The following is a 12,707-nucleotide window of genomic DNA, read 5'->3' on the forward strand; positions in this document are numbered from 1 at the left end:
GCGTTCTGCCGCCTCCCGCACGGGCACGGAAGCGGGAAATTGGTCATGGCGACGAAGGGTCGCGCGCGATGAGCGGGCAGGGCGACGGCAGGCCCGGCGACGGGGCGCGGGAGCAGCGGCTGAAGGCGGCCCTGCGGGAGAATCTGAGGCGTCGCAAGGCGCAGGTCCGCGGGCGCGAGGCCGCCGGGGAGGCGGCGCCCGAGGGGGCCTGCGACGAAGCGGCAGCGCCGGCGGATCGAACCGCCGGGGATGAACGTTGACGGGCAAGCGTAGCGGTCGCATCGCTGCGGTGCGATAATCGGGTTTTGGATCAGGGCGCGCTCCCATCGAGCGCGCGGGACGCGCCGCGGCGCGCGAGGGACTGTTGTCACCATGGATCGCATCCACATCGTCGGCGGCCAGCCGCTCAACGGGATCATCCCGATCTCGGGCGCCAAGAACGCGGCCCTGCCGCTGATGATCGCCAGCCTGCTCACCGGCGAGACGCTCGAACTGTCGAACGTGCCCCGGCTCGCCGACGTCGCCTCGCTCCTGCGCATCCTCGGCAATCACGGCGTCGACCACATGGTGGTGGGCAAGCGCCCGGGCCAGACCACCGAGGCCGGCCAGACGATCCGGCTCACCGCCTCGAACGTGATCGACACCACGGCGCCCTACGACCTGGTCTCGACCATGCGGGCGAGCTTCTGGGTGATCGCGCCGCTCATCGCCCGCTTCGGCGAGGCGCGGGTGTCGCTGCCGGGCGGCTGCGCCATCGGCACGCGCCCGGTCGACCTGCTGCTGATGGCGCTCGAGACCCTCGGCGCCACGATCGAGATCGACGGCGGCTACGCGGTGGCGCGGACGAAGAACGGGCTTCGCGGCGGCGAGATCAAGTTCCCCAAGGTCACGGTCGGCGGCACCCACGTCGCCCTGATGGCGGCGGTGCTGGCGCACGGCACGACCGTGATCGAGAACGCCGCCCGCGAGCCGGAGGTGGTGGATCTGGCCGCCTGCCTGACCCGGATGGGTGCACGGATCGAGGGCGCCGGCACGCCCCGGATCGTGATCGAGGGCGTCTCGCGCCTCTCGGGCGCCCGGCACGAGGTGCTGCCCGACCGGATCGAGACCGGCACCTACGCGATGGCGGTGGCGATGACCGGCGGCGACGTGACCCTGGAGAACACCCGGGCCGACCTGCTGCACAGCGCCCTCGACATCCTGGCCACCACCGGCACCGAGGTGACGCCCCTCGACCACGGCATCCGGGTGCGCCGCAACGGCCACGGCGTCGCGGCGGTCGACGTCACCACCGATCCGTTCCCGGGCTTCCCGACCGACCTCCAGGCCCAGTTCATGGCCCTGATGACCCGGGCCAAGGGCCAGTCGCGCATCCGCGAGACGATCTTCGAGAACCGCTTCATGCACGTGCAGGAGCTGGCCCGCCTCGGCGCCAAGATCCGGCTCGAGGGCGACGTCGCGGTGGTCGACGGCGTCGAGCGCCTGAAGGGCGCGCCCGTGATGGCGACCGACCTGCGCGCCTCGGTCTCGCTGGTGATCGCGGGGCTGGCCGCCGAGGGCGAGACCCAGATCAACCGGGTCTACCACCTCGACCGCGGCTTCGAGGCGCTCGAGGCCAAGCTCGTGCGCTGCGGCGCCGAGATCCGGCGCGAGCGGGTGTGAGCGTCGCACGACGGGAGCGTCGCCTGACGGCCCATCCTCGCCCCCCGCCGTGAGGCCCCGGGGCGGGGCTACTTCCGGTATACGGCGACCGCGTTGCCGTCCGTGAGCGTGAAGCCGATCCCGGCTTCCCGCAGGGCCGCGACGGCGGCGCGGCGGGTGCGGCCGGTCGGGCCCTCGCCGTCCTCCTCCAGGCGGCGGATCGACGAGAGCGACAGGCCGCTGGCGGCGGCGAGGTCCTGCATCGACCAGCCGAGCAGGGCGCGGGCGGCGCAGAGGTGCCGCCCGCCGATCCCGCTCTCGAGCCCGCGCTGCATGACCGCATCCATCGGCGCCGCCATCGGGCCCTCGACGCGCGAGGCCATCGTGGCCCAGGTCAGGATCGCATTCCGGTCGTCCCGGACCGGCGCGTAGGCGAAGCGGAAGCGGCCCAGCCCGCCATCGGCGAGGAGCAGGAGCTTGTGGGTCACGAAGGGCCGGCCGGCCTGCATCATCGCCCGGACGTGGTCGCGCGTGCGCTCCCGGTCGTCGGGCGCGACCACGACGGTGCAGTCCTGGCGGAACTCCTCCTGCGTCACGCCGGTGAGGCTCAGCAGCTCCGCCGAGCCGACCCGCTGGGCCTGGGCGTAGAGCGAGGCGTGGGTCCAGGACTGCGTCTGCTCGAACAGCGCCCGCCGGCGCCGGCGCTCCTGCGCCTGCACGGCGGCGAGGCGCTCCCGGTCGGTGACGTCGAGGACGGCCCCTGCGGCGGCAAGCGGCCGCCCGTGCGGATCGTGGTAGACCTCGCCGCGGCAGGACAGGATCCGCAGCGAGCCGTCCGGCCGGATCACCCGAACCGTCCGGTCGCGCAGGCGGCCCTCCCGCACCACCTGCGTCTCCGTCTCGACGCGGAGGCGATCATCGGGATGCACCAGGGCGCGGAACGCGGCGTAGCTCGGCCGGTCGATGCCGGGCTCGAGGCCGAGCAGGCGAAAGAGGCCGGGCGACCAGACATGTGCGCCGGTCGCGAAGGTCCAGCTCCAGCTGCCCGTCAGTTCATGGACCTCGAGCAGCTTCAGGAACTCGCACGACGAGAAGACGAGGCGATCCGCTGGTCCGGACAGGGACGGGGCCATGGGAAGAACCTGCACGCATTGCGATGCGCGACCCTGGCAGGATCGGTGCCGGGATCGAACCGGTTAACCGCGACGTAACCGTCAATGGCGGCCGGCGGAGCCCGCCGACCGCCGGTGCGATCGAGCCTCAGGCCGCCGCCTCCGCCGGCCGCGTGCGCTCGGCGGCGAGCCGCGTCACACCGGCGAAATCGACCTTGCCGGAGCCGAGCTGCGGGAGCGTGTCGACCGTCACGATCTCGGCCGGCACCGCGAGCTCGCTCAGGCCGCTGGCGCGGGCTTTGGCCTGGAAGGCGGCGCGGCTCGCGTCCTTCTTCTCGGTCACCAGCACCAGGCGCTCGCCCTTGCGGGGATCGGGCAGGGCCGCGACCGCGCTGGCGCAGTCGGGGTAGAGCTCCGCGGCGAGCGCCTCGACGGCCGCGAGCGAGATCATCTCGCCGCCGACCTTGGCGAAGCGCTTGGCCCGGCCCCGGATGGTGACGAAGCCGTCCTGATCGATCGTCACGATGTCGCCGGTGTCGTGCCAGCCTTCCGCCGGCGCCTCGAGCACGCCGGGGCGCTCGGCCCGCAGATAGCCCAGCATCACGTTGGGCCCGCGCACGAACAGCCGCCCGCCCTCGCTCACCCCCGGCACCGGCTCGAGCCGCGCCTCCATCCCGGGCATGATCCGCCCGACCGTGCCGAAGCGGTTGAACATCGGGGTGTTGAGGGCGAGCACCGGCGCCGTCTCGGTGACGCCGTAGCCCTCGAGGATGCGCAGGCCGAACTTTTCCGCATAGGCCTTGCGGGTCGCCGGCTTCACCGGCTCGGCGCCGGCCAGGATGTAGCGCAGCGAGCGGAAGTCGTAGGCGTGGGCGGCGCGGGCGTAGCCGGTGAGGAACGTGTCGGTGCCGAACAGGATGGTGCTGTTCGAGCCGTAGACCAGCTCCGGCACCACCCGGTAGTGCAGCGGCGAGGGGTAGAGATAGACCGGCACGCCGGAGACCAGCGGCAGCACCAGCCCGACGGTGAGGCCGAAGGAGTGGAACACCGGCAGGACGTTGAACACCTTGTCGGTGCGGCCGAAATCGATGCGGGCCTGGGCCTGGGCGGCGTTGGCCAGCATGTTGCGGTGGGAGAGCACCACGCCCTTCGGCGTGCCCTCGCTCCCTGAGGTGAACAGGATCGCCGCCGGGTCGTCCGGGCGGCGGGGGTGGAGCGCCCGGCGCCACCCGACGAGCCCGCGCAGCTTGTCGAGCCGGCCGACCTGCTCGCGGACGTCCTCCAGGTAGACGATCTTCAGCCCCTGGCCGAGCGCCTCCACGAGCGTGTCGAGGCGGCCCTTCTGCACGAAGGCGCGGGAGGTGACGATCGTGTCGACCTCCGCCGCCTTGCAGGCGTTGAGGATGTTGGTCGCCCCGGCCGTGAAGTTGATCATCGCCGGGACCCGGCCGGCCGACATCAGCCCAAGCACCGTGACGGCGGCGGCGTTGGCGTTCGGCAGCATCACGCCGAGGGCCCGTCCCTCGGGGGCGAGCGGCCCGAGCTTGGCCCCCAGCACCCGGGCGCCCATGAGCAGGCGGCGGTAGGAGAGCTTGCCGGAGACCGGGTCCTCGACCGCGACGCGGCCCCCGCCCTCGCGCTCGGCGGCGTCCACCACCGCGTCGAACACCGTGCGGTCGATCGGGGCGGTGCGGAAGATCAGGTCCGACATCACGCCGTAGAGCGCCGCGCCCGCGGCCTGCCGGCGGACCTTGCCCTTCAGCCCAGGGTCGACGTCGAGCCGCACCGGCTCGAGCACCGTTACGGTGAATTTGGGCCACCAGCGCCGGCGCATCTGGGCCCGCGACAGGCGCGAGAACACCGTCTGCTCCGGCCCCTCGATCTTCACCGGCACCACGGCCGTGCCGGACTTGTCGGCGATGAGGCCGGCGCCGTCATAGACCTTCATCAGGCTGCCGGTGACGGTGAGCCGGCCTTCGGGGAAGATGATCAGGGTCTCGCCGGCCTTCACGGCGTTGATGAGCGTGCGCGTCGCCATCGGCTTCGTCGGGTCGAGCGGCAGCGCCCGGGTCAGCCACAGGAAGGGCTTCACCCACCATTTCTGCGCGATGGTGTGATCGATGGCGAAGGTCGGGTCGCGCTCGGTCAGCGACAGGGCGAGGCCCGCATCCAGGAAGCTGACATGGTTGAGGGCGATGATGGCGTTCGGCCCCGCCTTCTCGATGTTCTCGATCCCGCGGACCTCGAGCCGGTAGAAGGCCCGGAAGACGATCGACAGGAAATCGCGGAACCCGCTCGTCGGCAGGACCAGGAGGATGGCGATGCCGGCCAGCAGGTTGGCGATGCCGACGATCAGGAACTGCCCGGCCGAGGACAGGCCCGCCTTCTGCAGAACCGCGAGGCCGACGGCGCCGAGCACGATGAGGGCTGCGGCGAGCACGTTCGAGGCCGCGATGACGCGGGCCCGGCGCTCCTTCGGGGTCCAGGCCTGGAGCGCGGCGAAGGAGGGCACGATGAACAGGCCCGCGGCGGCGGCGAGCGCCACGAAGTCGATTGCGATCCGGGCGCCGCGCCAGGAGCCCAGGAAGTCGAGGGCTGCGACGGGAGAGGCGGGCGGCACGCTGGTGGCCGCCATGTAGGCGAGGTCGAGGGAGACGAGACCCATGGCGAGCGCCGCGACCGGCGTCGGCAGCATCACGATGCGCCCGGCGCAGAGCCAGGAGGCGAGGCCCGAGCCGAGCGCGACGCCGACCGAGAACAGGGCGAGCAAGGCCGTCACCACGGTCTCGTCGCCCCCGAAGGTGCCCTTGACGAGCGCCGGCAGCAGGGCGAGCACCACGGCGCCGACGAGCCAGAACCAGCTCGTGATGACGCCGGTGCGCCACAGCCTGGTGTCCTCGTAGAGGTCGCGCATCAGGCTGCCGGTGGAGCGCAGCACGTTGCGATCCACCTGGAGGTACGGCGCCGCCTCGCCGGTCTTCGGGATGGCGAGGCTCGCGAGCCAGCACAGCACGGCGAAGCCCATCACCAGGAGCCCGAAGGCATGCGCCCCGCCATGGGTGACCGCGAGCCCCCCCGCGATGGTGCCGGTGAGGATGGCCAGGAAGGTCGCGGCCTCGATGAGCGCGTTGCCGGCCGGCAGCTCGGCCCGGGCCAGGTGGTCGGGCAGGATGCCGTACTTGATCGGCCCGAACAGGGCCGCGACGATCCCGAACAGGACGAGCGCCACGAACAGGACCGGCACCGAGGCGAGCCAGAAACCCAGGACCGCGACGCCCGCCGCCACGATCTCCGCCGCCTTGAGGCGGCGGGCGATTGACGCCTTGTCGTAGCGGTCGGCGAGCTCGCCGCCGAGGCCCGACAGGAAGAAGAACGGCGCGATGAAGGCCGCGCCGGCCAGCGTCACCAGGGCGGCCGAGCCGCCATCCGCCCCGCCGCCGACGCCGCCCGCCCCGAACATGATCAGGAACACCAGGGCGTTCTTGAGGAAGTTGTCGTTGAAGGCGGAGAAGAACTGGCACCAGAACAGGGGCGCGAAGCGCCGGCTGGCCATCAGCGATCCGGACATGGAGGGCGTTCCTCGCTCGGTGACGGTTCAGGCGTGGCGGCCGGACGCCGCCGCGGCAGGAGAGTGCTTGGCCGGTCAACCCTAATCGGCTTTGTTGCCGCGGTCTCGTGGCGATCCGATGTCGGGGCGGAGGTTCGCCGGCTACTCCTTGCCCATCTCCATCAGCAGGCGCTCGGCCCGGGCATCCTCGATGCGGTTGACGAGGCGCTTGCCCTCGTGGACGTCGCGCAGGGTCTTGACCAGGGTGATGCAGGACTGGACCAGCATGGTCACCCCCATGGCGAGGTAGCCCTTGGTCCAGAGGTCGAGGGGCAGGAACAGGATGCCGCCCGCCACCATGGTGGCGGCGCCGATGAAGGAGGCGTAGGTGAACGCCACCCAGGCGGAGGTGTGCTGCGGGTGCTGCGGGGTCATGGATGCGGTTTCCTCGAAACGGTGATGGGGATGCGGTTCGGTCAGGCGGCGCCCGCCGGGGCGGTCCGGGCCTTCTCGCGCAGGCGCTCCATGACGGTGCCGGCGCTCGGGCGGGTGCGCGGGCCGAAGCCGGCCTCCTCCAGGCGCTCGCAGAGCGATTCGGGCGCGGCCGATTCGATGATCGAGAGGGCCTCGTCGGCGGCGGCGTCCGCGGCCTGGGCCTCGCGCAGGCGCCGCAGGGTGGCCTGCGCCTCGGCGAGCGCCGCCGGGCTCCCGAGCCCCTGCCCGCGCCGGGCCCGCAGGCGGCGCACCGCCTCGGCGGCCCGGGCGATGCGCTGGCCGCGCTCCAGCTCGGCGAGCTGGCGGCTGCCCTGGCGCACCGCCCGGCGCAGGGAAGCGACCTCCCGCGCGCAGGCCACGCGGGTCGCCTCGAGACCCTGCGCCTCCTCCTCCATCTCGGCGATGGCCTCGGCGGCCTCGGCCGCCAAGTCCTCGCGCCCGCCGGCGAGCGCCGCGACGGCGCGGGCCTCGAGATCGGCGATGCGGGCGGCGAGGGCTCCTTGCGCCTTCGCGTCGGCGCTCTCCTGGGCGATGGCGCGCGCCAAGGTGCGGCGGCTGTCGTCGAGGGCGGCGGCCGCGTCGCGCAGCTGCTGCTCCAGGATCAGGAAGGCGTGCTGGTCTTGGAAGTCCTCGGCGGCCCTGGCTGCGGCGCCCCGGACGAGGGTGGAGAGAAGGTTGAGCATCGTCGGCTCCGGCGTCGTGAACGTTGTTCACGAGCGCATCCTTCCACAGCTTTGAACGTTGTTCAAGCGCTATTTTGAACGATGTTCACCGTGGCGGTCCAGGGGAGCGGCCAGGAGGCAGCATGCGGAACGAGGAACGGCGGGAGCGGCTGCGCACGGCGCTGATCGACGCGGCGGAGCGCACCATCGCGGCGCACGGCCTGTCGGCCCTCAAGGCCCGGGACCTGGCCAAGGAGGTCGGCTGCGCGCTCGGCGCAATCTACACGGCATTTCCCGACCTCGACGCCCTGATCCTGGCGGTGAACCTGCGCACCCTGGCCCTCTTCGACCGGGCGATCGCCGAGGTGCGCCTCGCGCCGGAGCCGGAGGGGCCGGCGACGCCGGCCGAGCGGGAGGCCGCGATCGATACCCTGGTGCGGCTGGCCGTCGCCTACCTGCACTTCGCCGCCTCGAACCCGGCGCGCTGGCGCGCCCTCTTTCAGCACCGGATGACCGGGGCGCTTCCCGACTGGTACCTGGTCGAGCAGGGGCGGCTGTTCCACGCCATCGAGGCCCCGTTGCGGGTGCTGCGCCCCGACCTGTCGGAGACCGAGCGGGCCCTTCTCGCCCGCTCGCTGTTCTCCGCCACCCACGGCCTTGTCAGCCTCGGCCTCGACGAGAAGCTGATGGCGCTGAGCGAGCGGGTGCTGCGGGGGCAGATCGAGACCGTGGTGCGGGCGCTGGGAAAGGGATTGGCGAGGGAGTGAGAGTCTCTGGTCCCTGTCGGACTGTTGAAATTGACAGGATGAGACAGGCCAACGGCCGTTAAGTTGAACTGAAAGAAGAAATCAATTCTTCAATCGCCTGCATCTCAGCCTCGATCCGGCTTGCCTCCTCTGGGTGATGCTCCATCGCGCGCAGAAGGTTGGTCATGACTCGGCTCGGCATGACCTCGCCACTCTCATATTTCCGGAAGGAGCGAGGACCACCGCCCAGGATCTCGCTTGCCGTCATCTGCGACAGGCCGAGCGTCTTGCGAACGCGGGCCACCTCCGCCGGCGTCGCGAGGCCTTCGACTTCCGCTTTGAGCGCCATCAGCGCGCGATCGGAAACCTTGAGATCCTCGCGCGAATGGATGCCTTCGCCGCTGGCGTCGCAGTACCAGCCTGGCATCGCGATATCCCGGGTACGGCCTTTGTAGGAGATGACGACCGGACGCGTGGCTGATCGGCGGTCGCGCCGTCAGCCAATCGGTCATGGGAGAGCGTGATGCAGGGAGCTGTAAGCAGTCGGAACCGCGCTCCCTACCACGGCACCGTCTCCCCCCGATAATCCAGATAGGCGCAGCCCCGCTGCCCGAGCCGCCCCTCGATCACCTCCGCCATCCCCTCGGCGCTGGTGGCGACATCGATGTCGGCCGCAGGCCCGCCCATGTCGGTGCGCACCCAGCCCGGATGCATCAGCACGGTGCCGAAGGGCGCGTCGCGGTGGCGGGCCGAAAAGGATCGGGTCAGGGTGTTGAGGGCGGCCTTGCTCGCCCGGTAGCTCTCCCAGGTGCCGCCCTCGTTGAGCGACACGCTGCCGAGGATCGAGCTCATCAGCACCATCAGGCCGCCCGGGGCGACCGTCCCCGCGAAGGCCTCGGCGAAGCGGACCGGGCTCACGGCGTTGGTCTCGTAGACCTTGAGCGCGGTCGCCCGGTCGCCCTGCGGCAGCGGCACGTGGGCGCCGTCGGCGATGCCCGCCACGACGAAGACGACGTCGAAGCTCCGTCCCGCGAGGGCGTCGCGCAAGGACGCCACGGCCGCGTCGTCGTCGATGTCGACCCGGGCGATCTCGGGCGCGACCGGGCTCAGGGACGCGAGCGCCGGCGCCTCGCCCCGCGCCGTGGCGGTCACGGCCCAGCCGCGGGCGAGGAAGGCCCGCACCAGCCCGAGACCCAAGCCCCGCGAGGCCCCGACGATCAGCGCGCTGCGTTCCTGCTTGGCCATGGCGGTCTCCTGCGTCGGTTCCGGCGAGGGAGAAGTAGGGCTCTGGCCGCCGCGGCAAGCGGTCAGGCGGCGTCGGCCGGAAGCGGCGCGCCGGCCGCCCGCGCGGCGCTCCAGCGCTCCACCGTCGCGAGCAGCTCGTCGGGACGGAACGGCTTGCCGACATGGTCGTCCATGCCGGCGGCACGGAACTGCGCGACCTGCTGCGGCAGCACGTTGGCGGTCAGCGCGACGATCGGCAGGCGGCTCGCCGGGGGGCCGAGCTCGCGGATGTGGCGCGTCGCGGTGAGGCCGTCCATGCCGGGCATCTGCACGTCCATCAGCACCAGGTCGTGCGGCCCCGCCTGCACCGCCGAGATCGCCTCGGCGCCGTCGCCCACCACCGTCACGTGGTGGCCGCGGCGCTCCAGGATGGCGCAGGCGATCTCCTGGTTGATCGGGCTGTCCTCGACGAGAAGGATCCGGGCCGGCCGCGCGAGCGGCGCCGGCGCCGGCTGTGCCCGGGCCGCCGCGTCGTCGGCCGCCTCCGCCAGGGGCACGGCGAACCAGAAGGTCGAGCCCGCGCCCGGCCGGCTCTCGACCCCGATCTCGCCGCCCATGGTCTCGACCAGCCGCCGGCTGATCGCCAGGCCGAGGCCGGTGCCGCCGAAGCGGCGCTGGATCGAGCCGTCGACCTGGCTGAACCGCTGGAACAGGCGGCCGTGCTGCTCCGCCGGGATGCCGATGCCGGTGTCGCTGACCGCGACCCGCAGGGTGTGGCGCCCGTCCGCGAGCGGCGTGCTCGCCAGCCGCAGGGTGACGCGGCCCGCGGGCGTGAACTTGATCGCGTTGTTGAGGAGGTTGAGCAGGACCTGGCGCAGCCGGTCCGGATCGCCGACGAGGCGGGGGGCGAGGCGCGGATCGGCCCGCACCGTCAGCGCCAGGCGCTTGGCATCGGCGGTGGTGCGGACGATCGAGACCGCGGTGTCGGCGAGCGCCGCCGGGGCGAAGGGCTGCGGGTCGAGGTCGATCTGGCCGGCCTCGATCTTCGAGAAGTCGAGGACGTCGTTGACCACCGTCAGCAGGGCCTGGCCCGCCTCCTGGATGCGCGCGGCGCTGCGGGCCTGCGCCGGCGGCAGGCTGCCGTCCTGCAGGAGAAGCTCGGCGTAGCCGATCACCCCGTTGAGCGGCGTGCGGATCTCGTGGGACATCGTGGCCAGGAACTCGGTCTTGGCGGCGCTCGCCGTCTCTGCCTGGCGCTGCGCGGCCTCGGCCTGGCGCAGCGCGGCTTCCGCTTGGCGCTGCGCGGCTTCGGCCTGCCGGCGCGCCGCCTCCGCGACGCGGTTGGCGTCCAGCACGGCGAGCTCGCGCTGCTTGCGCTCGGTCACGTCCGAGAAGGTGCGGATCGCCCCGCCCTCGGCGAGGCGCACGGTGCGCACCTCGAGCACGGTGCCGTTCGGCCGGGCGCGCTCGTAGACCGGGGGCGCGCCGAGCAGGTCGCCCTGGAGCTTGAGCCACGGCTCGCGCTCGGGCCGCGCATCGCCGAACTCGCCGCTGGCGTTCTGCCAGGCCACCAGGTCGGCGAAGGCCGGCTTGCTGTGGCGGTAGTCCGGCGGCAGGCCGAGGAGGTCGACCGCGCGCTCGTTGCAGAGCTGGACGATCCCGTCGGCGTCGATCACCAGCACGCCCTGGTCCATGTTGGCCAGGGTCGCGTCGAGCAGCGCCGTCTTGTGCCGCAGGCCCGTCTCGGCCGCCCGCCGCGCCGTGATGTCGGTGAGGGTGCGCAGCACCCCGCCCTCGGCCGTGCGGGCGTTGTGGACCTCCAGGACCGTCCCGTTCGGGCGCGTGCGCTCGTAGCGCGCGCCGAGGACCGCGAGGTTGCCGGCCGCGATCGCCCGCTCGAAGGCGGGATCGACCGCGGCGTATTCCCCCGCCGCGTTGAGGACGCGCCGCATCTCCGCGCTCGACGGCCGCGCGGCCAGGAAGGCGGGATCGAGGTCGAGGAGCTCGGACAGCCGCCGGTTGGCGACCGCCACCGTGCCGCCCGCATCGACCATGATCAGGCCCTGGTCCATGGCGTCGAGGGTCGTCGTGAGGACGGCTTCCTTCGCGACGAGCTCCCGGGTGCGCGCGGCGATCCGGTCCTCGAGGTCGGCGTTGCTCCGACGCAGGGCGTCGGCCTGCCGGTGCAGGGTCGCGGAGGTCTGCGCCAGCACCGCCCCGACCTCGTTCACCTCCCGGATCGGGGTGACCGGCGGGGCCAGCAGGGCGCCGCGGCCGAGATCGGCGGCTGCCCGCGCCAGCAGGGTCTTGGCGAGCAGGATCCGGCGGCCGACGAGGGCCGAGGCGACGAGCGCGATGAACCCGAGGCCGAGGATGACCGGTGCCAGCACCATGACGGAGGTGGCGAAGGGGGCCTGGAGCGCCGCCTGCGCGATCCCGATCGTCACCGTCCAGCCCGAGAGCGCCGAGCGGTGATGCGTGCCGAAGACCGGGATGCCGCTGAGGTTGCGGCCCGACCACCGGCCCGTCGGTCCGGTCACCGTGCCGAAGCCCGGCAGGGGCTTGCCGGCCGCCGCGTCGGTGTCGACCGACCGGCCGATGATCGTGCCGGTGCGGTCGGCGACCGAGCCGGAATAGGGTGCGGTCACGCCCGAATCCCGCAGGAAATCCCCGAAGAGCGAGGCCGGCAGGCTGGCGTTCAGGAAATAGGCCAGCGTGCCGTCACGCCAGACCGGCACCGTGACGACGATCGTCGGCGTGCCGGCGGCGTTGCGGAAGAGGCCGGAGATCGCCGGCGCGCCGGTCTCCCGCACGATCCGGCCGGTCTCGAGGACCACCCGCGGCAGGGGCGTGCCCCAGGGCAGCCGGGTGTTCACGCGCTGCTGCCCGTCGGGGTCGCACAGGACGACGTTCACCCGCTGCAGGCTGACCAGCTCCCGCGCCTGCCGGTCGAACCGGGCGAAGTCGCCGGCCTCGAGCGCCGGCGAGGTGGCGAGCGCCTGCAGCATCGCGATCTGGCCGGTGAGGAAGCGGTCGATCTGCTCGACCGCGTGCGCGTTCAGGGTCGCGGTCCGCTCCTCCATCCTGGCCTGCTCGGCCTGGACCCAGCTCTGGGCCAGGAGCCCGATGATGACGAGCGCCGGCACGAGCAGCGCGACCGCGAGCGCGGTGACGTGGGCCCAGAGGGGACGGGCGCGGAAGCCGGACGCCGCCTCGCCGGCGCGGGTTGTCTCGTGATCGACCACTGTCCACCGGCCCAACGACCTTGCGACCGCCGCAA

General features: G+C 72.7%; 8 protein-coding genes and 1 pseudogene. 2 read left to right on the forward strand and 7 right to left on the reverse strand.

Annotated features, from left to right (window positions below):
* The first annotated feature begins 372 nt into the window (after positions 1-372).
* Complete coding sequence (gene murA / locus EU555_RS20580; protein ID WP_135417102.1) at positions 373-1,662, forward strand: UDP-N-acetylglucosamine 1-carboxyvinyltransferase; 1,290 nt, start codon at positions 373-375, stop codon at positions 1,660-1,662.
* 68 nt (positions 1,663-1,730) lie between these two features.
* On the opposite strand, the gene EU555_RS20585 is transcribed toward murA, so the two are convergent.
* The 4 genes from EU555_RS20585 to EU555_RS20600 all read right to left on the reverse strand — a co-directional run bounded on the left by EU555_RS20585 (position 1,731) and on the right by EU555_RS20600 (position 7,478).
* Positions 1,731-2,774 (reverse strand): PAS domain-containing protein, encoded by a 1,044-nt coding sequence (locus EU555_RS20585; RefSeq protein ID WP_135417103.1) that lies wholly within the window; start codon positions 2,772-2,774, stop codon positions 1,731-1,733.
* A gap of 127 nt (positions 2,775-2,901) precedes the next feature.
* Positions 2,902-6,321: an acyl-[ACP]--phospholipid O-acyltransferase gene (locus tag EU555_RS20590; RefSeq protein ID WP_135417104.1), complete on the reverse strand. Its 3,420-nt coding sequence runs from the start codon at positions 6,319-6,321 to the stop codon at positions 2,902-2,904.
* Between the two features lie 141 nt (positions 6,322-6,462).
* On the reverse strand, positions 6,463-6,735 hold the full coding sequence (locus tag EU555_RS20595; RefSeq protein WP_135417105.1) for a YiaA/YiaB family inner membrane protein: 273 nt from the start codon (positions 6,733-6,735) through the stop codon (positions 6,463-6,465).
* Positions 6,736-6,776: 41 nt separating this feature from the next.
* Positions 6,777-7,478, reverse strand: a complete 702-nt coding sequence (locus EU555_RS20600; RefSeq protein WP_135417106.1) for a PspA/IM30 family protein — start codon at positions 7,476-7,478, stop codon at positions 6,777-6,779.
* Positions 7,479-7,600: 122 nt separating this feature from the next.
* On the opposite strand from EU555_RS20600, the gene EU555_RS20605 reads away from it, so the two are divergent.
* Complete coding sequence (locus tag EU555_RS20605) at positions 7,601-8,224, forward strand: TetR/AcrR family transcriptional regulator (protein WP_135417107.1); 624 nt, start codon at positions 7,601-7,603, stop codon at positions 8,222-8,224.
* Between the two features lie 58 nt (positions 8,225-8,282).
* Here EU555_RS20605 and EU555_RS20610 read toward each other — a convergent pair.
* The 3 genes and pseudogenes from EU555_RS20610 to EU555_RS20620 all read right to left on the reverse strand — a co-directional run.
* A pseudogene (locus EU555_RS20610) lies at positions 8,283-8,669 on the reverse strand (type II toxin-antitoxin system MqsA family antitoxin); the annotation flags it as partial.
* A 92-nt stretch (positions 8,670-8,761) separates the two neighbouring features.
* Complete coding sequence (locus EU555_RS20615) at positions 8,762-9,448, reverse strand: SDR family oxidoreductase (protein WP_135417109.1); 687 nt, start codon at positions 9,446-9,448, stop codon at positions 8,762-8,764.
* A 62-nt stretch (positions 9,449-9,510) separates the two neighbouring features.
* Positions 9,511-12,672, reverse strand: coding sequence for a PAS-domain containing protein (locus EU555_RS20620; protein WP_135417110.1), 3,162 nt, complete (start codon positions 12,670-12,672; stop codon positions 9,511-9,513).
* Positions 12,673-12,707: the final 35 nt, after the last annotated feature.

Source organism: Methylobacterium nonmethylotrophicum (assembly GCF_004745635.1).
Taxonomy (GTDB): domain Bacteria; phylum Pseudomonadota; class Alphaproteobacteria; order Rhizobiales; family Beijerinckiaceae; genus Methylobacterium; species Methylobacterium nonmethylotrophicum.

Coding starts and splice junctions, on each gene's coding strand:
- murA (WP_135417102.1), top strand. CDS start 373: ATGGATCGCATCCACATCGTCGGCGGCCAGCCGCTCAACGGGATCATC.
- EU555_RS20585 (WP_135417103.1), bottom strand. CDS start 2,774: ATGGCCCCGTCCCTGTCCGGACCAGCGGATCGCCTCGTCTTCTCGTCG.
- EU555_RS20590 (WP_135417104.1), bottom strand. CDS start 6,321: ATGTCCGGATCGCTGATGGCCAGCCGGCGCTTCGCGCCCCTGTTCTGG.
- EU555_RS20595 (WP_135417105.1), bottom strand. CDS start 6,735: ATGACCCCGCAGCACCCGCAGCACACCTCCGCCTGGGTGGCGTTCACC.
- EU555_RS20600 (WP_135417106.1), bottom strand. CDS start 7,478: ATGCTCAACCTTCTCTCCACCCTCGTCCGGGGCGCCGCAGCCAGGGCC.
- EU555_RS20605 (WP_135417107.1), top strand. CDS start 7,601: ATGCGGAACGAGGAACGGCGGGAGCGGCTGCGCACGGCGCTGATCGAC.
- EU555_RS20615 (WP_135417109.1), bottom strand. CDS start 9,448: ATGGCCAAGCAGGAACGCAGCGCGCTGATCGTCGGGGCCTCGCGGGGC.